General features: G+C 59.5%; 22 protein-coding genes and 5 pseudogenes. 14 read left to right on the top strand and 13 right to left on the bottom strand.

Annotated features, from left to right (window positions below; translation table 11 throughout):
- The 7 genes and pseudogenes from NKH83_RS30260 to NKH83_RS30230 all read left to right on the top strand — a co-directional run.
- A pseudogene (locus NKH83_RS30260) lies at nt 1-134 on the top strand (S-(hydroxymethyl)glutathione dehydrogenase); the annotation flags it as partial.
- A 70-nt stretch (nt 135-204) separates the two neighbouring features.
- Nucleotides 205-774, top strand: coding sequence for an S-(hydroxymethyl)glutathione synthase (gene gfa / locus NKH83_RS30255; protein ID WP_352808709.1), 570 nt, complete (start codon nt 205-207; stop codon nt 772-774).
- A 466-nt stretch (nt 775-1,240) separates the two neighbouring features.
- Complete coding sequence (locus tag NKH83_RS30250) at nt 1,241-1,546, top strand: hypothetical protein (protein WP_352808708.1); 306 nt, start codon at nt 1,241-1,243, stop codon at nt 1,544-1,546.
- A gap of 14 nt (nt 1,547-1,560) precedes the next feature.
- Nucleotides 1,561-1,813 (top strand): annotated as a pseudogene (locus tag NKH83_RS30245) (transposase); the annotation flags it as partial.
- A 196-nt stretch (nt 1,814-2,009) separates the two neighbouring features.
- Nucleotides 2,010-3,364: pseudogene (locus tag NKH83_RS30240) on the top strand (IS701 family transposase).
- 832 nt (nt 3,365-4,196) lie between these two features.
- On the top strand, nt 4,197-4,325 hold the full coding sequence (locus tag NKH83_RS30235) for a hypothetical protein (protein WP_352808707.1): 129 nt from the start codon (nt 4,197-4,199) through the stop codon (nt 4,323-4,325).
- A 6-nt stretch (nt 4,326-4,331) separates the two neighbouring features.
- Nucleotides 4,332-4,571: a hypothetical protein gene (locus tag NKH83_RS30230; RefSeq protein WP_502895650.1), complete on the top strand. Its 240-nt coding sequence runs from the start codon at nt 4,332-4,334 to the stop codon at nt 4,569-4,571.
- Between the two features lie 34 nt (nt 4,572-4,605).
- Here NKH83_RS30230 and NKH83_RS30225 read toward each other — a convergent pair whose 3' ends face one another.
- Together NKH83_RS30225 and NKH83_RS30220 are read right to left on the bottom strand one after the other, a co-directional pair.
- Complete coding sequence (locus tag NKH83_RS30225) at nt 4,606-5,454, bottom strand: thermonuclease family protein (protein ID WP_352808705.1); 849 nt, start codon at nt 5,452-5,454, stop codon at nt 4,606-4,608.
- An 870-nt stretch (nt 5,455-6,324) separates the two neighbouring features.
- Nucleotides 6,325-7,349, bottom strand: a pseudogene (locus NKH83_RS30220) (IS110 family RNA-guided transposase).
- A 195-nt stretch (nt 7,350-7,544) separates the two neighbouring features.
- Here NKH83_RS30220 and NKH83_RS30215 point away from each other — a divergent pair.
- Nucleotides 7,545-8,576 (top strand): annotated as a pseudogene (locus NKH83_RS30215) (IS110 family RNA-guided transposase).
- 469 nt (nt 8,577-9,045) lie between these two features.
- Here NKH83_RS30215 and NKH83_RS30210 read toward each other — a convergent pair.
- A complete protein-coding gene (locus tag NKH83_RS30210) occupies nt 9,046-9,684 on the bottom strand; it encodes a ribbon-helix-helix domain-containing protein (RefSeq protein WP_352808703.1) in 639 nt (212 codons plus the stop codon).
- Nucleotides 9,685-10,200: 516 nt separating this feature from the next.
- On the opposite strand from NKH83_RS30210, the gene NKH83_RS30205 reads away from it, so the two are divergent.
- Entirely contained in the window at nt 10,201-10,740 is a 540-nt protein-coding gene (locus tag NKH83_RS30205; protein ID WP_352808702.1) for a hypothetical protein, read from the top strand.
- Between the two features lie 47 nt (nt 10,741-10,787).
- Here NKH83_RS30205 and NKH83_RS30200 read toward each other — a convergent pair whose 3' ends face one another.
- The 10 genes from NKH83_RS30200 to NKH83_RS30155 form a co-directional block, all read right to left on the bottom strand.
- The gene (locus NKH83_RS30200; RefSeq protein ID WP_352808700.1) at nt 10,788-11,381 is read right to left on the bottom strand and encodes a hypothetical protein; all 594 of its coding nucleotides are present in this window, start codon (nt 11,379-11,381) and stop codon (nt 10,788-10,790) included.
- Nucleotides 11,378-11,962, bottom strand: coding sequence for a L,D-transpeptidase (locus tag NKH83_RS30195; protein WP_352808698.1), 585 nt, complete (start codon nt 11,960-11,962; stop codon nt 11,378-11,380). Before NKH83_RS30195 ends, NKH83_RS30200 begins: the two co-directional genes overlap by 4 nt.
- Complete coding sequence (locus NKH83_RS30190; RefSeq protein WP_352808696.1) at nt 11,946-13,109, bottom strand: CpaE/TadZ family protein; 1,164 nt, start codon at nt 13,107-13,109, stop codon at nt 11,946-11,948. Before NKH83_RS30190 ends, NKH83_RS30195 begins: the two co-directional genes overlap by 17 nt.
- Nucleotides 13,106-13,765: a TadE/TadG family type IV pilus assembly protein gene (locus NKH83_RS30185; RefSeq protein WP_352808694.1), complete on the bottom strand. Its 660-nt coding sequence runs from the start codon at nt 13,763-13,765 to the stop codon at nt 13,106-13,108. The genes NKH83_RS30190 and NKH83_RS30185 overlap by 4 nt, the downstream gene beginning before the upstream one ends.
- Nucleotides 13,752-14,324: a TadE/TadG family type IV pilus assembly protein gene (locus NKH83_RS30180; protein ID WP_352808692.1), complete on the bottom strand. Its 573-nt coding sequence runs from the start codon at nt 14,322-14,324 to the stop codon at nt 13,752-13,754. The genes NKH83_RS30185 and NKH83_RS30180 overlap by 14 nt, the downstream gene beginning before the upstream one ends.
- Entirely contained in the window at nt 14,299-15,780 is a 1,482-nt protein-coding gene (locus NKH83_RS30175; RefSeq protein ID WP_352808690.1) for a pilus assembly protein TadG-related protein, read from the bottom strand. Before NKH83_RS30175 ends, NKH83_RS30180 begins: the two co-directional genes overlap by 26 nt.
- A 71-nt stretch (nt 15,781-15,851) precedes the next feature.
- The gene (locus tag NKH83_RS30170; RefSeq protein WP_352808687.1) at nt 15,852-16,115 is read right to left on the bottom strand and encodes a hypothetical protein; all 264 of its coding nucleotides are present in this window, start codon (nt 16,113-16,115) and stop codon (nt 15,852-15,854) included.
- Nucleotides 16,116-16,119: 4 nt separating this feature from the next.
- Nucleotides 16,120-17,565 carry a type II and III secretion system protein family protein gene (locus tag NKH83_RS30165; protein ID WP_352808685.1) on the bottom strand — a complete coding sequence of 482 codons (1,446 nt, stop codon included), beginning with the start codon at nt 17,563-17,565 and terminating at the stop codon, nt 16,120-16,122.
- Nucleotides 17,566-17,610: 45 nt separating this feature from the next.
- A complete protein-coding gene (gene cpaB / locus NKH83_RS30160; RefSeq protein WP_352808683.1) occupies nt 17,611-18,651 on the bottom strand; it encodes a Flp pilus assembly protein CpaB in 1,041 nt (346 codons plus the stop codon).
- A 93-nt stretch (nt 18,652-18,744) separates the two neighbouring features.
- The gene (locus NKH83_RS30155; protein ID WP_095826439.1) at nt 18,745-18,957 is read right to left on the bottom strand and encodes a Flp family type IVb pilin; all 213 of its coding nucleotides are present in this window, start codon (nt 18,955-18,957) and stop codon (nt 18,745-18,747) included.
- Between the two features lie 533 nt (nt 18,958-19,490).
- Between NKH83_RS30155 and NKH83_RS30150 the strand changes: the two genes are divergently transcribed.
- From NKH83_RS30150 to NKH83_RS30130, 5 genes are read left to right on the top strand one after another with little or no spacing between them, the layout of a single operon-like run.
- Entirely contained in the window at nt 19,491-20,864 is a 1,374-nt protein-coding gene (locus tag NKH83_RS30150) for a TadA family conjugal transfer-associated ATPase (protein WP_352808681.1), read from the top strand.
- Nucleotides 20,864-21,835 carry a type II secretion system F family protein gene (locus NKH83_RS30145; protein ID WP_352808679.1) on the top strand — a complete coding sequence of 324 codons (972 nt, stop codon included), beginning with the start codon at nt 20,864-20,866 and terminating at the stop codon, nt 21,833-21,835. The genes NKH83_RS30150 and NKH83_RS30145 overlap by 1 nt, the downstream gene beginning before the upstream one ends.
- Before the next feature lie 12 nt (nt 21,836-21,847).
- Nucleotides 21,848-22,804 carry a type II secretion system F family protein gene (locus NKH83_RS30140; RefSeq protein ID WP_352808678.1) on the top strand — a complete coding sequence of 319 codons (957 nt, stop codon included), beginning with the start codon at nt 21,848-21,850 and terminating at the stop codon, nt 22,802-22,804.
- A gap of 55 nt (nt 22,805-22,859) precedes the next feature.
- Nucleotides 22,860-23,411 (top strand): tetratricopeptide repeat protein, encoded by a 552-nt coding sequence (locus NKH83_RS30135; protein ID WP_352808677.1) that lies wholly within the window; start codon nt 22,860-22,862, stop codon nt 23,409-23,411.
- 9 nt (nt 23,412-23,420) lie between these two features.
- The gene (locus NKH83_RS30130) at nt 23,421-23,930 is read left to right on the top strand and encodes a prepilin peptidase (protein WP_352808675.1); all 510 of its coding nucleotides are present in this window, start codon (nt 23,421-23,423) and stop codon (nt 23,928-23,930) included.
- Nucleotide 23,931 lies beyond the last annotated feature (1 nt).

Below are 23,931 nucleotides of genomic sequence, written 5' to 3'. Positions count from 1 at the left end.
TCGTCGACTGGTACATGGCCGGCAAGATCGAGATCGATCCGATGATCACCCACACGCTGAAGCTCGAGGACATCAACAAGGGCTTTGACCTGATGCATGAAGGCAAGTCGATCAGGAGCGTGGTGGTTTACTGAGGAGGAGAAAGCCGCCGGCTAACCAGCCAACGGCCGAAAATGCACATGTTCAACACGGGAGGAGACAAAAATGCCGGAAAAACTGCATCCTAAAATCGACAATGGACTGCCACGGGAAAAGCCTGACTTTGCCGGCGGCACGCTGGTCTGCGCCTGCACCAGCAACCCGGTCAAGGTGAAGGTCAAGGGCCAGATCGCCCACAACCATGCCTGCGGCTGCACCAAATGCTGGAAGCCGGAAGGCGCGCTGTTCTCGATCGTGGCGGTTGCCGGTACAAACGACGTGACGGTGACCGAAAACGGCGACAAGCTGAAGGTGGTCGATCCGGGCGCGCTGATCCTGCGCCATGCCTGCACCGGCTGCGGCGTCCATATGCACGGCCCGGTCGAGCGCGACCACGCTTTCAAGGGGCTGTCCTTCATCCATCCGGAACGCTTCCAGGAGGATGGCTGGTCGCCTCCGGGCTTCACCGCCTTTGTCTCGTCGATCATTGAATCCGGTGTCGATCCGAGCCGCATGGACGGCATAAGGTCACAGCTGAAGTCGATCGGGCTCGAACCTTATGATTGCCTCAATCCCGGGCTGATGGACTATATCGCCAGCTGGACGGCCAAGAGATCCGGCGCGTTGCCGGCCTAACGACTGATCAGATACTATCTTTTGGGGCCGGGCGAAATCGCCCGGTCCCAGGCGTTGGAACGAACGCAGGCGAGCGCGTCGACGGACACGCTTCGTAAGTCATTGCCGACGTGCTGTCAGCCTCGGGGGGCGTTGGGTTCAACGGGAATACGCTGAAATTGGTCCAACCGGGTCGTATGGCTTCAAGATCAGCGACTGCGATCAGTTGGTTCTGGCTTGGCGCGGCCCAGATCGTCGACTAGCTTGGATATCGCGGGCAAAGTCGCGCCCAAAGCTGCGGCAACGTGGTGCTCCTTATCAGTACGATATCGAGCGCTAGCGGGGCTTGAACGGCAGCACCATCAGCTTGCTGCGTTTTGTCCAGGAAACCGGCCCGTAACCAGCGCGACCCCAGACCAGCCGATACCATCGGTGCGGCCGCGAACAAGGCGGGCGTCGGGGAAGCGTCGTGTGGCGGCCGGCAACAGTGCGAAAGCCGGCGGTCACTGGCTGTCACGCGAAGCCGGAAGTCGGTCACGACCTGTCTCTGTTTCAACGGATCCGTCGCCGGCACATTCGGCCGATTGGGGCACCGGGGCAAGGCATTGCATTTCAGAACGGCCACATCTGCCGCGTGGCGCCGCGGAAATCATGGGCGGAACTGGCCGCGCAGGGCGGCGAAACGGACAATCTGATGATCGATGCCACCCATCTCAAAGCGCATCGCACTGCCGCCAGCCTCCTTAAAAAGGGGCTCTATCCCGATGTATCGGACGCAGCCGAGGCGGACTGACCACCAAGCTGCAAGTGGTCTGTGACGGCAAGGGACGTCCGCGGCTGCTGCATCTGAGCGAAGGGCAGGCCAATGATCACAAGACTGCTGCGGCAGTGATCGAGGATTTGCCCGCCGCCAACGCCCTGCTCGCCGATCGGGCCTACAGTTCAGCGGCCTTCCGCCAGGCGCTCGTCGAGCGCGGTATCACGCCATGCATTCCCACCCCATGCCAAGCATCGTGTTCAGCACAGCTACGATCCTGTCCTATACCGACAACGCCACAGGATCGAGAACATGTTCGCACGCCTCAAAGACTGGCGACGCATCCACACCAGATACGACCGATGTGCTCACACCTTCCCGTCGGCGATCGCCTTCGCTGCAGCCTTCATCTTCTGGATCAATGAGTCCTGACCCTAGCACTACTTTGGCAGTTTTTTAGTTCTGGGAGCGTTTTGAGGATTCCCAAGAGCGGTTTTGCGTGATTCATGAGAGGTCGGCTGTTGGAGGGGCCGGCCATGAACAGGGATTGGCAACTCGATCTGGAGCGGTGGCTTGAGCCGTTCGTCTCGGCGTTGAGGCACAAGACGCGTGCGCGGATGTGTCCGGCCTATATTGCTGGCCTGATTGGCCTTGGGGATCGCAAGAGCGTCCAACCGATGGCGGCGCGCGACGCAGGCGTCAACTATGACCAGCTGCACCACACTTCATCGCGAGCGGCGTGTGGGATGCTGCGCCGCTGGAGAAGGTGCTGCTCGCGGAGGCCGACAGACAAGTTGGCGGGAACGATGCGTGGCTGATCGTGGACGACACCGCACTCCCCAAGAAGGGGCGCCACTCGGTCGGCGTCGCGCCGCAATATGCCTCGGCGCTTGGCAAGAACGCCAACTGCCAGACGCTGGTGTCGCTGACGCTGGCCTCTGGCGAAGTGCCGGTCATGGTGGGGCTGCGGCTGTTTCTGCCCGAGAGCTGGACTTCCGATCCCGCCCGGCTCGACCGTGCCGGTGTGCCCGAGGACCATCGTGCCTACAGGACCAAGCCCGAAATCGCGCTGGCCGAGATCGACCGGGCTCGCGCAGCCGGCTTACGCTTTGGCTGCGTGCTCGCCGATGCCGGATATGGTTTAGCGCCCCCTTCCGGCAGGCGCTCACCGAGCGCGGCCTTACCTGGGCCGTCGGTATCCCGTTCAAGCAGAAGGTCTATGCCGCCGACGTGGCGATGATCTTCCCGGTTGCCGGACACGGCCGCCCGCGCCGCCGGCATATCCCCGATGTGAAGTCGATGGCCGCGCAGGCGATGCTGGAAAAGGCCCAATGGCGGACGGTCAGTTGGCGGCGTGGCACCAAAGGCCGCCTCTCGGCCCGCTTCGCCGCTGTCCGTGTCCGGGTTGCAGATGGCCCACCCCAGCGCATCCGCGACATGGGCGCTCAGCATCTGCCTGGCGAGGAGGTCTGGGTGATCGGCGAGCACCGCTCGACCGGCGAGCGCAAATACTACCTCTCCAACTTGCCCGCCGACACCCCGCTCAAGCAGATCGCAGGCGCCATCAAGGCGCGCTGGGTCTGCGAACAGGCGCATCAGCAGCTCAAGGAGGAACTTGGCCTCGACCACTTCGAGGGGCGCTCATGGACGGGCCTGCACCGGCACGCGCTGATGACGATGATCGCCTACGCCTTCCTGCAATCTCGCCGCCTCAAACAAGCGGGAGGGGGAAAAAAGAATCCTCGGCCCGCCGCCCCAACCGAGCCTACCCGCCGTCAGGCAAGCCATCCTCACCGCGCTCGCGCAGCCGCCCCCAATCCGTTGTCCCCACTGCCGCAGAACCCTCTCCGCTAAAAATCTGCCAAAGTAGTGCTAGCTTCGGCTTCCGAAAAAACCCGCATTCAGGTTCAGAACGGCGAAGCGGAATGTTGGTTGTGACTGAAAGGAGTTCGACTATGTCCTCAGTGCAGCAGGAACCAGGTATAACCAGTGGCTTGGACACGTTTGCGCCCGTCCAGCGTTATTCAAAGATCGTGAAATTCGTCGAGGAGGTCGCCAAACAGGCGGCTAACGATGCACCGACCCTGGTTCAAATCTTCTCGGACAGCGGCCGCTGGTATTGCCGTGTTCGTCGGCGATGAAAAGACCCGGCCGATGGGTCCATATACCAAACAACAGGCTGAGCGGATCCAGGAAGCTCGGAGAATGTTGCTCGCCAAAAGAGGCGCCGCTCGGATCATGTTCGAGTAGGGAAGGAACCTTTGCGACCACACCGGCCGGCGGACTCCTGCTACAATGATCGTCATGACTTTTTGAATATTGCAGAGAAGGCCTCCGGCTTGCCGCGTTGGCAAGCCGCTTTTCGCCAAGGCACGTCTGCTATAACTCGATGCGATCTAAGGCAGGGGCGAGGACGTCGCAGGCTGGATAGATGTTCCGGCATAATCAACAGACCAGACGGACCTTGTGCGAGAAATTATCGAGCTTGTCTAGATTGCGCGTGTGCGAGTGTGGTTTGTCCTGTCTCTGTCTGCGTCAAATTATAAGATGCGATGTAAATGGCCGTTGCCGTTCTCGAAGAAAGATAAGAGCACGAATCCCGCGCGAATGCTTTGCGAGCAGGATTGGGGTTACCCACCCTCTATTGATTTGTACGAAGTACCCATCGACAAACCTGGATCTGATTATGGACGACTACAACAACCAGAAAGGCGCTGAGCCTGAGGACGTGCGCGCCGCATTGAAGGGGTGGGCATGGTTTGGTGTTCTGATGAGCATTGTCGTTGGTGTCGCCCACGTCCTGATTGAAATGTAGTGGCCCATGAAGCAGCTAGCCTGCTTTACCTGTTTGGGGCAACGGTTCGAGATGAAGCCGGCCAAGGAAGCGATCTTGATGTTCATCCACTATGATCCGAAGAGCCGCTTCAATGCCTTCGATCTGGTGGGCATCAAGCGCCTTCTGGAGGATGAACTGCATATCCCGGTCGACGTGACTACGCGGGATCGCCTGCACCCCGGGTTGCGGCCGCAAGTCGAACAATCGGCCGTGCGCATCTTCTGAATGGCACGTGAATTCCGCTTCGAGGGCCAGTGAGTTACCGCCTTGCCTTTCGCCAGCCTGCAGTTTGAGCCTCTTGCTCGGAGCAGAACCAGCGCTCGCCGTATTGCGGGCTTATCTTCGTCTCTGAGTAATGCTCCTGACCGGGGACATGGTAGATTCGCTCCCCACTGTTGATCGCAATGTTGCCCTTGATGCTGCAGCCACGGAAAAGACCAAGGCCGATCGGTCGCTCGCTGATTGTGTCGACCTTGTCGGCGTTCGCTGCACGCCAATCCCAAGGCTGATCGAATCTACCCTGCCAAAGGTCACGGCGAGCCGCCTTGGCAGTGGCTTGCTCGGCGGCGTACGCGCCATTCGAATAGCGCGGCCAGTCGAGTGCCAGACCCTCCTCGACAAGCCAGCGTTGAACGCTGTGACCATCGGCGCGCTCGCAATTCCCGACGAGCCGACCGTAGTGGTCGCGGTCCACAAAGCTGCAATGCAATGGCCGCGATGCTGCCAGGAATTCGTCCAAGGCTTGGGCAGCGCGGCGCCCGCAGGAATATTCAAAGCCCTTGGCGTCTTCGCAGTACTGCCGGCTCTCAGGTGCGTCGATGCCGCTGAAACGGATCCGTTTGCCGGCGATTTCGACGGTGTCGCCATCAATAACCGACGCGCGGCCTTGCATGGCGTGAGGGAGCGGTTCTGTCCAATAAGTTATGGTGCTCCGGAGGCCAGCGGTGCTCTGGATGACGAATTGAGCGACTGCGGCAGCAAGCGTACCAACGCCTAGAAAGATGAAACCCAGCCGTCGCGGCAGCTGCCGTGACGACATTCTTCTGCCGGCGCGCTTTCGCCACCGGTCAGCCTGGTCGGCGCCTCGATGACGATGGACCTTGCCCACAACCCTCTCCCCGGGGACAGCTTGCGTCCATTGCGGGAAAAAGTCCAGATACGGGGCGTAAGTGCGCAGGCGGCTAACCGGACAAGGCCCAATATTTCCCAGGCCTATCCGGCCCCCGTTTTGGCGCGATGCGCTTCATATCGGTCACCGATCGAACAACGTCATCAAAACGAACGGCGACAATCTCAAAGAGTCAAGGCATGACCGGCGCATTGGAATTTCGCGGGATCATATAAATGTGTTGGCTGGGACGTAGCGACAGGTCTGCCAAGGCCATTGCTGAGACTGAGCGTGCCGAACGCGCCGAAAAGACAGCAAGATTGAGATCGCTTCGCATGGAAGCTCAGAGTGACTTGAAGGACTCGTTCCCGGAGGAACTCGACTGCTCACTGCTCGTCGCGGCACTGACTCAAGGAGACATCGGTTCAAACCTTTCGAAGGCTTTTCGCCCGTGGATCGGCTCGGGGCTATAGGGAGCGATAAAGCGGTCGCTTGGCAACACACCGGCCGGGCAAGTCTGTTTCATAGCGCTGCGAACCAGCTTAAGCGCGCAGCCCATCCGTTTTGGATGTTTTCTTGAGAGTCCCCGCCTTGTCGCGCAGCGATCTCTTGCCGCTAGTCTAAAGCTGATGGGGTTGTCTAATCGCGGTGGGGACGTCAAGTATCTTCGCGCTTGGAGATGCGTTGGCCGGGTACACGGTTGTCTTCGCGGTCAACATCGGTCGCCGCATGATGGAGCTTCGCGGGACGAGCCTTCAATGTGGACGACGCACTTTGCTGAGTCAGCGGTGCAACCCCATCAGCGGAATGGCTCGGCTCACGTCCCGGCAGGGACGCCTCAGGCGTTCAGATTCTGAACGCTATCCGGATTTACTTTGTGGCTCCTGCATTCGGATTAAAGAGCTCGCCGGTTTTAAGCATCGTATGCATTATCACCGCCAGTTTGCGCGCCACAGCCACGGCGGCTCGTTTGAAGCCGGTCCTCTCCCGGAGCTGGAGACCCCATGTCCGCAGGGCGCTCTCGGTTGAGCTACGCGTCAGAATAACCGACGCCGCTTCGTAGAGAAGCCCTCGCAAATGGCGGTCGCCGCGTCGGGATATATGGCCGTCATAATCGACTTCTCCGGATTGGTAGCGGCGCGTCGTTAGGCCTATCCAGGCGCCAACAGATCGGGACGTCTTGAAGTTGCCCGGATCTTCAATGGCAGTGGCGAATGAGGTTGCGGTGATGGCGCCGATGCCAGGGATCGACATGAGCATGCGGCATGCCTGGCTCTGACGTGCATCTGCGACGAGCTGGCGCCCAAGCTCGGCGGCACGGATGCGAATGCCGCGCCAGGCCTCCAACATCGGCAGCACGATGAGAGCAAGTTCCTCGTGATCGATAAGAAGGTGCCGAACGTTCTTCTCGAACGTGGTTCCCTTACCTGCAGGAACGAGCAGCCCGAACGTTTTCATGATTCCACGAATCTGGTTGGAAAGTTCGGTGGTGATCCGGACCAGCCGGGTTGTGCCGCCACAAGCGTGCGGGTCAGCATGTTGTCAAATCCTTTCACCCGCACCTCACGGAAGAATCCCACCTCTGCAAGATGCGCCAAACCGTCGGCGTCGTTCGCGTCGGTCTTATTCGCCGCCATATCGAGCGCAGCTTTGGCATGGCGAGCATCGATGCAGATCGCTGGCACCCTTTCCGCGCGTAGCGCGTGATAGAACCAGACGGAAAGGGGTCCAGTCTCGAACACCACGCGTTTGGCGGCTGGCGCCCGCTTGCGGATAAGCTCGGCAATGATCTTTGGATCAGAGGCGCACTTCCCGCGCCAGACGCGCTTGCCTTCACGTCGGATCGACACCGCTGTCTCTTTCATCGACACGTCGAGACCGATATATTCTTCCATGGCTGTTCTCCATCAGATGCTTGGGCCCGGCGTCAGGTCGTGAGCCCGTATTTCCATCTTATCGGGGAACAGCCACCTTCCAAGGATATGATTGGTTTCAGGGCGACTCGCTCCCGCGATTACCCCATGTGGAAGCCTCCCGACGGCATCGCTGTGCCAGAATGGAGTGTTGCAACCATTCGAAGGGGGGCGTCCGTGCCTGAGGTTACCACGATCGGTCTGGATATCGCGAAGAATGTATTCCATGCGCATGGTTCGGATTCACGCGGTCGAGGCGTTTTCTCGAAGCGGCTGAGCCGGGCGAAGGTGCTCGACTTCTTCGCTGCGCAACCGCCTTGCACCGTGGCTATGGAAGCCTGCGGCGGTGCGCATCATTGGGCCGTGAACTGATGGCGCTGGGCCATGACGTGCGGCTGATCCCACCCGCCTACGTCAAGCCGTTCGTGAAGCGGCAGAAGAACGATGCGGTGAATGCCGAAGCGATCTGCGAGGCAGCGCAGCGCCCAACCATGCGCTTCGTGGCCGTGAAGAGCGAGGAGCAACAGGCGTCCGCCCTCGTGTTCCGGACCCGCGATCTCTTGGTTCGCCAGCGAACCCAGCTCGTCAACGCCATCCGGGGACACCTCACCGAGTACGGTTGGGTGGCGCCGAAGGGATTGTCCTACGTCTCGATGCTCGGCGATATGCTCGAGGAGGAGATGGCCGCGTCCTTACCGGCGGCGGCGGTCGCGATGTTCCGTGTCATGCTGGATCTCCTGGCCGAGCTGGACGAGCGGATCGCGTATCTTGACCGGGAGATCGCTCGCCGTGCCCGCGAGGACGAGACGGCGCGCCGGCTGATGACCATCCCCGGCATCGGGCCGATCACCGCGACGGCGTTGACCGCGCTTGCTCCCGCTGCCGAGAGCTTTGCCAAGGGTCGCGACTTCGCCGCCTGGCTGGGTCTGACACCGTTGCAGCGATCGACCGGAGGCAAACAGAAGCTCGGCGCGACATCGAAGATGGGCGAGCGAAACGCTGCGCCGCCTGCTGATTATCGGCGCCAGCGCCGTCGTCAAACAGGCGTCCCGTCGCGGAGCTCCCAAGGGATCGTGGCTGGAACAAATGCTGTCGCGCAAGCCGCGCATGCTGGTGACGGTGGCGCTCGCCAACAAGATGGCGCGCATTGTCTGGGCCCTTTTGGCGAAGGGCGGAAGTTACCGAGCTCCGGCGGCGGTCGCGGCGTAAGCCGGGATCGACGTCAGAGGCTGTCGGGGACGCGAGGTCGGTCGAAGGAGGTATGGCACAACAGTCGGCAAGACGGGGCTGGAAGAACCAGGGAATGGCAGAGCGCTACCCAAGCGCGCAAAGCTGATGTGGATCCAGTCCGCGAACTCCCATACGGGCCCGCAGCCGATGGCCGCATCAGGAGGCCGGACAGATGGCAGCATCCGACATCGTGCCTACCGCCAAAAAAATCGCTTGCGTCCGAAGGGGCGTCCACAGATGCCAATGCTTGCTGTCCTCCTGGATGCGCAACGGCGCTGTGGCACTTTGATTTGCCTCGTGACCGGGCACATAACCCCTGGCAACAATATACGGTGAAGTATCAAAGGCAGCCTCGCGACCGTCGCACCTGGCGAAGGTCTGCAACCCTAAGCTTTCGGCAAGAGACCGCGAGGTTTCCTGGTCAGGAACCAACGCGGAGTTAGTAGTTTTAGCCGCCGTTGACGAACGCCATCAGCAACTCCGGTTCGGGTACGGGCGCCCGCACTAAATTTAATTGACCTCGGTACCGACGTTCGCCGGCCCTAATGACAAAGCCGCTGGCGATTGGAACTTCGCTATTGGCGTCGAGCCGGGCGAAAATGTCGGCCACATTGAGATCCAGCGCCAGTTTGAGATCTTGTCGTGAATCATTGTTTGGTCCGATCGGCAACTGACGCATGACCAGTTGCTGGAACGGCGCATTGAAAGTCAGGATCTTCTTCGATGATGCCAAGGCAAAAGCGGGCGAGGGGCAGGCAAGCAATATAGCGTTGATCGTTCTGATCGAAGCAAGCTTGCGTAGGGTCAGGTTTTCACCCGCGAGCCGGTTTATGCAAGCCACCCGTATCGCCGAGGTCAGGTTACCAGTCTTGGTCGAACTCTCGGCGATCTCCTCGATCAGCATGCCGATTGTGCATTTCCTAGTTTCAGCCATCTGCTTCAGAGACGTCCAGAAAGCCTTTTCCAGACGAATGCCGCGGCGTATGCCGCCGCGCGCAACGACGCGGAACTCCAGCCCGAAATCCTCTCGAGTGATCGTTAAAAGCAGCCGATTACGATTGCCGGAAGGAGAGGCGCTATCGCTCACTCATCGCCTCCTAACCCGCCTTGTTGGTAGGTTTGAGCAGGTAATTCAGGATTGTCTTTCGACTGGTCTTGATGTCGACCGAGCAGATTAAACCCGGACTGATCGAGTAAGCCTTGCCGTCTCGTTCGAGCGTCGATCTGTCCGTCGCTACACGCACTGGGTAATAGGGTTCCGGTTCTGGTCGACTAGGCTGTGTGCCGTGATGTTAGGTACCTTTCCTCGATGCCGCCGAAAATAAGAAGTCGCAGGCGGTCACTCTTATCAGGGCTTCCTGATCGAGGCGGATGAATGTCTCCCCGAGCTTTGACAGACTATTCAATAATTCTTGAAAATTTGTGAGTGGATATTGTTTTAAGGCCGGCTAAAGCTCTGATTGGGGGCCACAAGTTTCGAAAATGTAACAAAATGGCACATAAAAGGGCGGCTAGCTAAAGCTCGCTCGGCAGGAGCGCGCCTTTGATTAAGTCTCTGGCGATCTTTTGCAGGTTATCCTGTTGGTCCACTGTCGAGGGGGACATGAACCGCAAGCCGATTCTGCTTTTTGCCTTTCCGGCTCTCATGCTCCTGGTCCTGGCGGCGGAGAGAGGCGCGACCTTTTTGCTGGGGGTCTATCCGGCCAGTTCCACAATGTGGCGGATCTGGCTGGAACTGCGTCCGCTTGCGACGATGTTCTGGCAGCAGGTCGACCTTTATCTTGGTGGCTCAATGCCCCTCGATGGCCTTGTCCTTGCTGCCGCAGCGGCCCTTTGCTGGATGGCTTGCCAGGCGAGAAGGTCAGCCGCTTTCTACTTTCTTGCTAATCACCTCGCCCTGCTTTTCGCAGGGCTGATGATGGCCGTCAGCGGTCACTCGGAGACCGCCAGCACGATTGCGGCATTCACCGCTCTTCGCGGCGCTCAATTTTCGCTGGTGCTCGATTTCACCTGGGAGAACAGTTTGGTCATGCTTCTGGGTGCGGCAGCATGCGCGTACTGTCATTTGGCGTTCCTTCACGAAACCCGACGGCGTTCCGAAGCCCTGGCAACCCGCATCTTGGCTCTGCAACTGGATCTCTAGGCGGGCCGCCCTCGCACAAGCGCAGAAATACCTCCCTTGACGCCAGCTCAGTCGATTTTGCGGTAGTAGACCTTGCCGTCGGGTTGCTCTATGCGCTGGTAGGAAGAGCTGGGGGCAGGGGGCAGCGCTGCCCCGATCCTCTTCTGGGGGAGGCCTGGCACTTCGACGATCCTGGGCTCGGTCGCTTCTTCACCGTCGACGTCGCTCGGCGCTTCCGCCATGGTGTTGGTCGCGATCACGGAAGGCTCCGCTACGCTCGACACGTCGTCATTGGCCAGGGGCAGGCTCTGTTCAAGTCGGGCAATACTGCCATTGATCTGCCTGAAGCTACTCTGCAGTTGACTGTCCAGCCTTTCAAACCGGCTTTGAAAACCGTTGTTGACCGTATCGAGCCGGCCTGCGATCCGCTGCTCGAAAGTTCCGAGCTGTTCCAGCCGCCCTTCGACAAAGCGCAGGTCGTTGATGCCGCGGTAGAGATAGATGGCGGCTGTTATGTTCACCGCCGTGATCAGCAAGACCGCGGCGGCGACAACGCCCATCGTCCTTGCATTGCTGGCCTTGCCTATGACAGCTTGCTCTCGCGTGTGGGCTGCCGGCCCAATGGAGATCGCCAGTATATCCGGGTCGCTGATCATTGTCATTGAACCACCACCTTTGCGCCGACCGAGACGCGTTTGAAGAGATCGATGACATCGGTGTTGGTAAGCCGAAAACAACCCGATGTTCCGTCGAAGCCGACGCCCGAAGGAGCGTTGGTGCCGTGTATGCGGTAGAGCGTATCGCGCCCGTCGCGCGACAGGTAGAGAGCCCTTGCGCCGAGCGGATTGTAAGGACCGGCGGGCACCATTTCGGGCAGATCCGGCTGGCGGGCACGCATTTCCGTGGGCGGGCGCCACTGTGGCCACTCCGTTTTGGCTCCCACCTTGACGATGCCCGTCCAGCCAAATCCGTCCCGCCCGACGCTGATCTGGTACCGCAGCGCCTGGCCATGTCCGGTCACCAGATAAAGTGCCTTCTCATCCTTGCGGATGATGATCGTTCCGGGCCGTTCCGTGGTTTCGAGGGCAACTCTCTTGCGTAGGCTGGGGCCCATCGCCGGCAGCGGCGGGCGCCCCAAGACTCCGGATCGCGCATGGGCGAAATCCGAGGCCGACAGCGCAAGCACCAGGCCCAATGCGCAAACGCCGGTCGCAACGATGCGATATCTAGCGGGCAGCATCATCGAGCCGCTCTTTGAACATCCGCTTCAGATCCCTGTTGAAGCGCGCCCGCCCGTCCACTTCGGAAGGCAGGATCGCGCGGTTCAAAGCATCGGTCAGAAGCGCATTGTCCAGGATGACCGACTTGATGTGCGGCGCCTTGAATATCTTCTCGAGTTCGCTGCGCGAGAAGTGGTTCCCGAACCATTTGCGCTTGTGCTTGTTGGCGACCAGGGTGATGCTCACCGCATTGCCGCGCAGCTCGCGGATTTTCTTGTAGAGCCGCTTGCCCTGCCGCAGCGAGGCGACGTTGAGTTCGAAGACTATGAAGATCTCGTCGCTCGTCGAAAGCACGGAATTCTGCCAGGGGGTTTCGCTGTTCGGCAGGTCGATGACGATGTCGTCGAACCTATAGGCGACGAGGTCCAGTAGCCGAAACACGAAATCGGCGCCCTGCGGCTCGAACGGCAATTGCGGTCTCTCGAAAGCATAGAGCGTCAGGCCGGACGGACGCGAAAGCTTGATGACATCCATCAGTTCGACATCGAGCCTTTCCGGCTGGCCGATGATCCCGGCCAGGTCGAACTGGTTGAACAGGTTGAGATAAGCGCCGCAATTGGCGCTCTGGAAATCGAGATCGACGAGGCAAGTCGAAGCCGCCCGTTCGGTGGATTTCGACGCCAGGAATTCCGCCGCCGACAGGGCAAGCGTCGTTGCACCGGCGCCGCCGCTGGCGCTGATGAAGGTGATGATCCGGCTCTTGGTGCCCTGGTTGCCGGTGTCATGGAAGGTGACCGCGTTCAGCAGCTCCTTGGCGTCGAGCGGCTTGTGCAGCCAGTCCGAGGCGTTCATGCGGACCAGGATGCGCGTCTGCTCGGAGGTCAATTCGCCGGAGACCGCGATCAGCGGCACGGTTGCCCACAAGGCGCGCGCCGCGACTATTCCCGCATTATCGAGCAGCTCGCCATTGCCAAGGTCCAGAATGACGATGCCTGGGCGCGTCTCGGGGGGCGGGCCCTTGAGGAAGTCACCCGTCTCCGAAACCCGGACATCGTAGATGGCCAGCGCGTCGAGCCGCGTTGCCACCTCGCGCTTGAACTGCGGATCCGACGAGAACAGTGCAACCTGCTTTCGTTTGGTCGGAGAAACCTTGGTGTTGATGGCGTTCATGGATAGGTGCTCTTCAGGTCTTCGCCCGTGACCGTGCTCAGCATGGAGGGCATGGTGACGTTTCCGAATCCGAGCAGCCCGCCGAGGAAGAAGAATTGGAAAGTCACGTTCTGCAAGCTGACAGTTATTGTCGGCACCGGTCCGCCCGGCCGGGTTAGGTAGCCAAGCCCGGTGGCTGTATATCTGACGACCACATTGGCGGGCTGAAGCATTGGAAAGAAATGACACATGCCCGGCCGTTGCCCCGCAGTAAGCGGCGGGCAGGTGCCGACGCCCGTCGCGTCGCCGCGAAAAATGCGATTGAAGTTCGCGGCAGTAAAAGTTCCGGCCACGCAACCAGTGCCGATGCAACTGCATGCGCTCGTGGCGCCGTTGCATGTGTAGTCGTAGTTGCCTGCAGGAATCGGATCGCCTGGCGTTGTCGCGGTTCCTGCTGCCGCAATCGATGGCGCAATCGGCGCCGAAATCGAAGCCATGCGCGCCCCGATTTCGACGGCCTTGGTCGCGGCGTTCCATTGGTACCAGGCATATCCGAAGTCCACGAAGCCGAGAGTCAAGGTCAGGAGCAGGGTCATGCAGATGGCAAACTCCACAATCACGGCGCCAGCCTGCTCTTTCCTGAATCTGCCCAACGCGCGCATCTCACCACCCGACATAGCGTTCTTCGTGGGCGGCGGAAAAGGTGATAGACCCCAGGCCAAGGTAGTTGAGCAAGGACGCCCCGGTATAAGTGAAAGAGGTTTCCAGCCGGACCACCCGGACATTGGCTGTCGTGCTATGGTAGTTCGCCAAGCCAGTATTAGGGTCGGTAGTCACCGGTATGACGAGGTGATTGAGATCGACCGTGACAGTCCCCGGCAGCCAACCCATGACCCGGCTTGCAACATTGCAATTTCCATTGCAGTTGTACGATCCTGTGGCGGCGATGTTCTGCGCATAGGCCGCACAGTCCACGTCCGGATTGACTATCGGATTATAAAATGGCGCATTACAGCGCGCGGCGTAGCGAGCTCCGTCATTGAGGCCGGCTTCGATCAGCAGCTTCTGATGGAGAAGATTGCCAAACTCGAAGACGCCCGCCGAAAGGCTGATCATCAATGGAGTGATCAGCGTCATTTCGACGAGAACCGTGCCTCGCTCCTCGCGACCAAACTTGCGGAAAATCGACATCAACGCCGTCAACACCACATCACCTGTAAAGCTGCGGTTCGTCACGCACGAAATTGTCAAGTGTTCCCTGTCCGCCTGCGGCGATATCGACCAACTCGACCATGACGGAGGCATCGTCCGATGCCGATAAGACGGGCTCGGTCAGGAAGAAGCTGGCGAACGATTCAACGGGAAGATTCTCGCTATGGCCTGACAAATCATTCCCGGCATCTGTCAATGCTTTGCAGTTAAGAATTGCACCATAAATCAGGCGGCGATCGACAGTTGTTATGGGGGACTGGCATTGGGAGGGCGGTGTTCCCTTCTCCCCACCGCTCGACGCAGCCCCTGCCAGACCGGCCGATATTTCGTAGCGATAAACCTCATACCGTGTCGGCTTGGTCGTGGCCCATGCGGCCGGTTTCGCCGTCGTCCCGAAGTTGGTACTCCAGTAAGTGTTTAGATTCCAGTTGCCATCACCCACCCGGTTGTTTGTGTTCGGCGTAACACCGGCGTCTCGCGGTAGTCCCATTGTCCCAGGCAGGTTGAAGGTCAACTGGTTAAAGCTGGGACACTGGTTCGCACTCCCTTGGGTCTTTATCGCACCCTTTCGCACGTTGGCGGCAGGACCGTATTCGGGAGTGTTGAAGTGACCGCCGGTGGTCTTTATACCAAACCGGACGTTGAAGGCGTCCTGTACTGGGCCTGCGTTCTGCCCGGTTTTGGAGGTGACGTTGTTGTTTCCATAGCAACCTATCGGGTTTGAAGTCGCAATGGTTTGGGCAAGCGCCTGCGCACCGTTGCCGACGCTTTGGGGAGGCTCTAGGAAACCGAAATTACCCGGTCCCGCGGCGGCACCATTCCCGACTTTGCGGAGTTCGATCAGTCGGCGGCGCAAGTTCGGATCGGCTGCGGCCTGCTGAAGGGTTACGCCGCCCGGTGCGAGTTCGTACGGGTTGCACATAAATACCGGTGTGAAGTGGCAAACGGCACTCTTGAACCCTGCGATCGAAACCGCACCGACACTGAAGCCGTTTGTTGTGCTACCAACAAAAGTGGCGGGGAATATCGTCGCGAAACCAACCGGCGTGACGGTCACCTCAACAAACTTCGCGTCGGTAGCATCGCCAACCTCGTCAGTGATCACATCGCCTGCGGCTATCGGCAGGCTGTCGTCAGCCGGGATTGAACGGAGATACCGCCTTGTCACGCCGGCTGCTGCTAGCGCTTTCGCGCCAGGCGGATCGCCGGCAAGTGGCTGTGCGAAATGGTAGGAATTGAAGACAAGCGTAGAAAGAGCGCGATCGCCTCGAATGATGGCGTCCGACTTGCCGTCAAGCTCCGCTGAGGTGGCCAGCGCGAAGGCATCGGCGCCCTTTTGTAGGTCGTTGTGCAGGCTGTTGGCCCGGGACATGTCGATCACCAGCAGAGCAAAGCCGACGATCACCGGCAGCAGGATGGCGACGAGTATCATCGCTATTCCCCGTTCATCGCCCCAGAACGCACGAATGGTCCGCAACATGACCTTACTCTCTGTTCCATGGCGCTAGGTTTCCTCGTTTTGCCTGGCGCGCTGAAACCGCATCCTTCTGTTCATTTCCCGGTATTGCCGACATTGACCGTGATGGCCGGCGGCGGCGGCGGCGGTGGTGGAAATTTGTAGCCCTGGGCAACAGCGGCAGCGCGCGCGCCGTCGCCTTCGATGGTTGTATTTTTCGAGGCCGGATTGAGCGGATCGACGGTCTGCAGAAGCGAATTGTATTTCTGCGTGTCGCCGGCGGCCAAGGTCATCGTGTCGTACCGGTTCAGATAGTCGGCGCAGCCCGTCAGCGCGCCGGCACACAAAAAGAGGATCAAGGTTCTATTTCTTGACATAGAGCATCTTGTCCTTTGATTTCAGGTCGAGCATGTGGCCATAGGGCCCCACGACGCCTTCGCCCAGTTCATATTTGCGAACCATGTCCTTGGTTACTTCCAACTGGCCAAGCACGAAAAACTCGGGGTCGTTGGCGGGCCGCGTCTTGTCGAACGGCGTCGCCAGTTGCTCGCCGGGCTTTGTCGGGCGCACGATATGCGGTGTGACGATGACGACAAGCTCGGTCTCTTCTTTCTGGTTGCTCGAATTCCGGAAAATCGCGCCCACGATCGGCACCTGGGCGAGCCACGGCACCTGTCTCTGGATCTTGCTGTTCTTGCTCGACAAAAGCCCGCCGACGGCGAAGCTCTGGCCGTCGCGCAATTCGACGACGGTCGCGAGCTTGCGGTTGGTGAATATCGGGTCGCCAGCGGGGGTGAAACCGGTTAGGTCGCTCACTTCCGGCGCAAGCTTGATATGGATTTTGTCGTCGGCGAGCACGATCGGCGTGAACAGCAGATTGACGCCGAACTGCTTGTACACGATGCTGATCTCGCCATCACTGTCGACGGTGCGGATGGGTACTTCACCGCCGGCGTTGAAGCTGGCCGGCTCGCCGGAAAGTGTGGTTAGATTGGGTTCGGCCAGCATGCGCACCACGCCCTTGGCTTCAAGCGCCTCGATGATCAGGTCGACCTTGATGTTGCTGTCGATGACGCGGGTGATCAACGCTGCGAACGGATTTGTGTTCGACAGGAGGCCGGTCAGCAGATTGCCTGGTCCAAGGACCACTCCGTCCTCATCGGCGGCGGCAATACCGGTTCCGGTGCGGGTCGTTCCGCTGTTGTTGGTGCTCCTGATCGACACGCCAAGGTCGCGACCCGCATTGCGCTTGGCCTCCAACACGCGCACTTCCAGATTGACCTGCTGGCTATCGTCGACGATGACGGAGTTGATGATGGCGTCGGGTCCATATTGCTGCGCCACCTCGAGGACCGACGCCAGTGTCGCGCCATCCTTGACGTGACCGGCAAGCCTGACCTTACCGTTGACCGAGCCGATTTCGATCCGTGATCTGGGCGCCACTTGCCGGATCGCCTGCGCCATGTCGTTGACGTCGACGCCGACTTCGATCTGGATCACCCCGAGCGAGCGTTTGTCCTCGGAAAAGAGATTGACCGTTGTGGTGCCGGCGCCCTTGGCGATGACATAGAGCGTCTTGTCGGTCATCGGCTGGGCATCGGCGATCTTCTCGTCGGCGACGACGATATCGCCAAGAGCGGCATTCACCTGGATCGTCACCGACTGTGACATCGGAAGGAAGATACGGTGGACGCTGGGGTTCGACACGTCGATCCTGCGATCGGCCGCATGAGCCGCGGGGCTAAAAGGCAATAGCGCCGCAGAACAGGCCAGTGCGGCTGCCGCCAGTGGTCCCCAGAACATACGCATCTACGCTACCCCCCTTGCCGCCTGATTCAACGCCTAATAGCAGTGTTACTTTTGTCGCGGCACATCATATGTCTCGAGCTTCACGCCTCGAAACACACCGATCGTAGCCCGCGCAGGTGGCTCCGGCTGCACATATTTTATCACTTCCTTAACGACTTCTTGCACTTCGGGTGCTGAAGCCACGGCCGGGGCCGGCTTTACCTTGCCCAGTTCGTCAAGGCGGCTTCCCACCTTCTCCACGGCATGGGTCAGCCCGGCGATCCTGTCGTCAGCACGCTTGCGTTCGGCTGCGGCAGCAGCCGCGGCCGCGGCCTGCTTGGCGAGCTCGGCCTGCCTGGCCGCAACGTCGGCCGGCGTGTCGCCGGTCAGGTCCGAAAGCGTGACGCGTTCCGTCGTCTCGCCCTCGCTGGCGGCTGCCTGGCGAAGCGCCAGCGACAACTGGCCGGCGCCGGCAGCTAAGGTTAGCTTCTGCGCGTCCTTGGTGCTGACTTCAAGCGTCACCGCTTTCACCACTGTCGGGCTGTCTTTGGTCTCATCGGCGACCTGGTCGACAGCGAGCACCTTCATGCTCTGCAGGAGTACGTCGACAAAACTCTTGTCAGGACCTTCTTCGCTGCGCACCGTGCGCGTCAAAAGCACGTCGACCCGATCGCCGGGAAAGACAAATCCGGCAACGCCAAGCACGTCGTTGACCCTGATGGAAACAGCCTTCATGCCTTCGCCGAGCACTGCCGAAAGCGTTGCGCGCTGGCCCGGGCCGGTGATCTTGGTTGCGAGAACCGGCTCATTGGCGCCGATCGCCTGCAGCGCCTGCTTCGAGCCTTCGCCGGCCATTAATTCCTTTGTCGTCTTGAAAGCGCCGGACGGAACCGCGCCCGCCGGCCATGCGATTTCTCGCAGCTTGTCGGCGGTCAAAGTGTCGCCGAACTTCAGCCCCACCGCCGCCACCACGACCGTATCGCGCTGGACACCGTTCGCTTCTGCCATGGCGTTACGCTGGCTGGCCAGCCAGATATTGATGAGAACCACCGCAAGCACACCGAACACGCCCGCGAGGATGATCATGACAAGTGTATTGGCGCGCATAGCCCAAGCCCCAAACCCCAAGGGCGGGAATTCGCCCGCCGCGATTGGATTCAGGCCCGGATCGAAATCCGGACCTGAAAATGAGCATTTTGATTAGCTTCCTACGCCCGCACCGCAGGTGCCGATGCCGCTGGCATTGAGAGTGGTACAGAGGCCAGTAAACCGGCCGTTCACCCACAGTCCTATGCCGACGATGATGAGAATCGCGGCGCCGGCGATGATGCCGACCAGAATGGAATATTCGACCATGGCAGCGCCGTTTTCGTCGTCGCGGAACTGCCGGGCCATCGTCATGAGCTTCTTCATGCCAATCTCCTTTGGAGGCTCAAACCCGACGAGACGAGCCAAGGATGAAATCCATACCTGAGCATCCCCCGTCATCTCGATCAAAGTCCCGACGAAAACCAGAGTCAAATGGGATTAATGGTTCCTTAACTCTCATATACATTGCCGATACATTGCCGGGCAAGAATATTTCCGCTCGAACGCCAATCAAGACATTGATTCGGCTGAATTTTCAACCCCTCTGAACCATTCGTTCACAATCTGGCCGTGGCTATGGCGGAAGTGAGGCAGCATTAGCGATAGTGCATATTCCCTTATATCTAAGACCTTAAGTGGGTTCCATGACGCCTTGTGACAAAAACGCACTATCCATTGAAAAGCGAGTAGCTCGTGTTTCATTTAGGACAGCGCCCCTGACCAAAATAAAGGTCGTGTTTCTGAATCCTGACCTTAACTACGTCTGAAGTATTAATTGCATGATGCGCGGCTGGCGCTTGTGCCATCCGTAGTTAACGCTTAGTTTCACGATGGGGATCTAACGGGGAAGAAGCACCATGTTGGGCCGTTTCATGAAGGGGCCAAGCGAGCCGCGGGTCGAGCCGGTGGCCGTGTTGCCTATTGCCCCGGCCTCCCCAGCCTCCGATCTCGCGCCGCATGGCGGCGATTTCCTCACACTCAAGGTCGATCTCCATCGTCACCTGATCGACCGTTTCAATCTCGCCGTCCTCGAAACAGCGTCCAAGGGCGAGATCCTGAATGAGATCCGACCGATCGTGCGCGAATTCGTCCGCAGTCGAAACGTGCCCCTGAACGCGCGCGAACTCGATCAACTGACCAGCGACACCGCCGACGAGATGCTCGGGCTCGGGCCGATCGAACCGCTGCTCAAGGATGACTCGATCGCTGACATATTGATCAACACCCACAACCGCGTTTTCATCGAGCGGCGCGGCGTGCTTGAGGAAACCTCGATCCGCTTCCGTGACGAAACACATCTGCTGCGTGTCATCAACAAGATTGTTTCGGCCATCGGTCGGCGCGTCGATGAATCGGCGCCGATGGTGGACGCGCGCCTGGCAGATGGCTCGCGCGTCAACATTGCGGTGCGGCCGATCTCGGTCGACGGCCCGCTGGTATCGATCCGGAAATTCTCCAAGAACCCCTATTCGCTCGAACGCCTGATGGCATTCAATTCGATCCGCCAGCCGATGATCGACCTGCTGCGGATCGCCGTGCAGGCACGCAAATCGATCCTGGTTTCGGGCGGCACCGGCAGCGGCAAGACGACCCTGCTCAATGCTCTGTCGAGCTACATCCCGGCCAAGGAGCGGCTAATCACCATCGAGGACGCGGCGGAACTGCAATTGCAGCAACCGCATGTTGGCCGTCTCGAGACGCGCCCGCCCAATATCGAGGGCAAGGGTGAGGTCCGTCAGCGCGAGCTGCTGAAGAATGCGCTTCGCATGCGGCCGGACCGCATCATTGTTGGCGAGGTTCGTGGCGAGGAAGCCTTCGACATGCTGCAGGCGATGAACACCGGCCATGAGGGTTCGATGACCAGCATCCATGCCAACACGCCGCGCGATGCGATATCGCGGCTGGAACAGATGGTCGGCATGGCGGGTATGCCGATGACCCACGAATCCATCCGAGCCCAGATTGCGTCGGCCATCGACATCATCGTGCAGACGCAACGCCTTTCCGATGGCGGCAGGCGGGTCGTTTCCATCTCGGAACTCACCGGTATGGAAGGCAACGTCGTCCAGCTCCAGGAAATCTACCATTTCGTTCGCCGGGATTCGACAGCGGAAGGCCAGATCGTCGGCGACTTTCGCGCCACCGGTGTTCGCCCGCGCTTTGCCCAGGAAGCGGCGACGCTTGGCCACCACTTCGCCAAAGATGCCTTCAACCCGCAGGTTCCGCTTTGATGCCGACCGGTCAGACTTTGCTCTACTTCATCTATGTGCTTGCAGCAGCGTCGATGATCCTTGCCGCCGAATCCCTTTATATGTCTTACGCCTCCCGGCGCTTTCGAGCCGGTACGATCAACCGACGTCTGGCGCGCCTGGCGGAGGAGGCACCTGCCGAAAAGACCCTGCAAGGCTTGCTGCGCGAACGTGGGCTGACCGATTCGGGCGATTACATCTTTGGCATGGTCATGTTGAACCGGCTCTACACACAATCCGGCGTCACCGGTAATCCGCTGGCTTTCGCCGCTATGTACCTCCTTGCCGGGCTGGTGCTCGCGCTGGTGCTGCCATTGCTTCTTGGCTTTTCCATCGTCGTGGCGCTGATCGCTTTTCTGTTGGTAGGATTTGCGCTGCCGCTTCTCGTCCTTCGACGCGCACGCAATAAACGTATCTTGAAATTCGCTGCCCAGCTTCCCGATGCGCTCGACATGATCGTGCGTTCCTTGCGTGCCGGTCACCCCACGACAGTTGCCATCGCCCTTGTCGCGCGTGAAATGCCTGACCCGCTCGGCACCGAATTCGGTATTGTTTCCGACGAAATCACCTTTGGTCTCAGCCTTGAACAGGCAGTACGGAAGTTATCGCAACGTGTGGGTTTTGAAGGTCTCCATCTGCTTTCGGTATCGCTCTCCATCCAGGCCAAGACAGGCGGAAACCTCACTGAGATCCTGTCGAACCTCTCATCGGTGCTGCGCGAGAGGGGGAAATTACGGATGAAAATCAGGGCGCTCTCGGCCGAGGGACGAATGTCCGCATGGATCATTTCGCTCTTTCCGCTCGTCATGTTCGGTCTGCTCATGATCATTGCACCCAGCTATTACGGCGACATATGGAACAACCCGCTCGTCATGCCCGCATTCCTGATCTTCGGTCTGTGGGCGCTGATGGGTGATATCATCATGTATCGCATGGTGAACTTCGATTTCTGACCGGAGCGGGACATGGGCCTGTTTACGAACATTCAGGGTCTGGGCCTATTGGTCTCCGTCGCTGTTTTCCTGGCCACGGCAGCGCTATTTTTGTTCGGTGCGTTCACCTTTATGCCTGCGCTTCAGACCCGGAAACTGGTGGCGCAAAGCTTGCGTTCCGAGGGGATTGCCGACCGCCGGTCCCTTCTTGGGCAGGAACAGCTTGCCAAGATTGCGGCGCAACGTCCGGTCGATGCTTATTTCCGATCGATGGAAAAGGAACGCAGTGAGCCGGATGCTCTAGAAGCAAAGCTCTTTCGCGCAGGATTCTATCAAGCGAGCGCGCCTCTTACGTATACCTTGTCGCGTTTCGGCGCTGTCGCTATCGGCTTTCTCGGATCATACACCGGGTTGGTTGCAGTGGTGCCGCCGCAAATACCAGGTTTTTTGACATTCGCAGCTGCTGCATTGTTTGGCCTCGCTTGCCTCGTCGTTCCCAGCATCGCCCTGGATCGCTTCGAAAATGCGCAGAAGGAAACCTATCGTCGCGGCTTTCCCGATTTCATGGACATGATGATCACCTGCGCCGACGCGGGCATGAGCCTGGAAGCGGCAGTCGAGCGTGTCAGTCAGGAACTTGCCGGCACCCACAAATGGCTCGGCATCCAGCTTGCGATCATGAATCTGCAACTGCGCGCCGGCAAACCGCTGCGCGAGGGTCTTCGAGATCTCTCCGATCGCCTTGGCCTTGAGGAGGCGCGGGCGCTGTCGATACTGTTCCGGCAGTCGGAAGAACTTGGCACCAGCCTCACGGACGCTTTGCGCGTTTATAGCGACGAGATGCGTAGCAAGAGAATTCTTCGCGCTGAAGAGCGCGGCAACGCTTTGCCGGTCAAGATGATGATCCCGCTGGGGATTTGCGTTTTTCCGGTTGTCTTGATGATTGTGCTGCTGCCGATTATCGTCCGGATGAAAGGTGTTTTCTTCTAGGCAGGTATATGCTTTGGTCGAAATACTGAGTCGGAGAACTCGTTTGGGGGACGAAATGACAGGGCCAATTCGCCTTGCCGCCGCAGCCAGTCTGCTGGTCATTGTGCTTTCCGGCTGTCAGACGAATGGGGCGGACAGCACGGGTGTCGTTCGCACCAATGAGCCTGCGAAAGTCGAACTGACTGCCTTTGGAGACACCTTCGACGGACTGAAGACTATCAGCAATGTCGAATATTATGCCTCGGACCAGGCTGTTGCCGAAGCCAAAAACCAGTTCCGCGCGGAAAATTACGGCAATGCCGGCGCCCTTTTCTACAAGGCGACGCAACTGGCGCCCAATGATGGTGGTGCCTGGATGGGTCTGGCCGCCTGTAGCGATCGCATCCGCCGCTTCGACCTCGCCGACCGAGCCTATAGCCAGGCCTTCCGGCTGGTCGGCGGGACGCCCGAGTATTACAACAATGTCGGCTATTCCTATCTGCTGCGCGGCAAGCTGCAGGACGCGCGCAGCAATTTCCTCAAGGCATACGAACTGGTGCCCAACGATCCGACGATCGCCAACAATCTGCGGCTGCTGTCGTCCAGCGTAAAGAATCTCGAGCGGTAAGGCGGTAGCATGTTGCTTGCCGCAGCGCTGCTGCTGAAGGGACTGGCCATTTCTTTGCTTGCAAGGATCGCCTGGCTCGACTTCACCACCCAGAAAATATCCAATCGTGACGTGCTGCTGGTTTTGTGCCTTGGGCTGGGCTCGCAGGAGTTTCTGTCGATCCTGACCGGGTCGTGGTGGGACATGGGTCTGAGCGCGCTTGCCGGCCTTCTGCTGTTAGTTGCGCTGTTCCCGTTCTGGGCCATGCGAAAGATCGGCGCCGGTGATGTCAAGCTGATGACGGCCGTCTCTTTCCTCATCGGCGGCAATGGGCTCGTCGTGTTTTCAGTGCTGCTGCTGGTCTTCGCGCTCGCGACGGCACTGATCGTGAAGAACCCCTTCATGCTACCCGCGGGCGCCTTCCGCCTTTACATTCAGCATCTGGATCGCAAAGGCGTCGTGCCGTTTGGCGTGCCGATTTCGATCGCAGCTATCTGCACGATAGCGTTTCAGATTTGTAGTTATGTGATCACCCCGTGAC

Source organism: Mesorhizobium sp. M0909 (assembly GCF_040319515.1).
Classification (GTDB): domain Bacteria; phylum Pseudomonadota; class Alphaproteobacteria; order Rhizobiales; family Rhizobiaceae; genus Mesorhizobium.
This window is presented reverse-complemented; position numbering and strand designations above follow the sequence as displayed.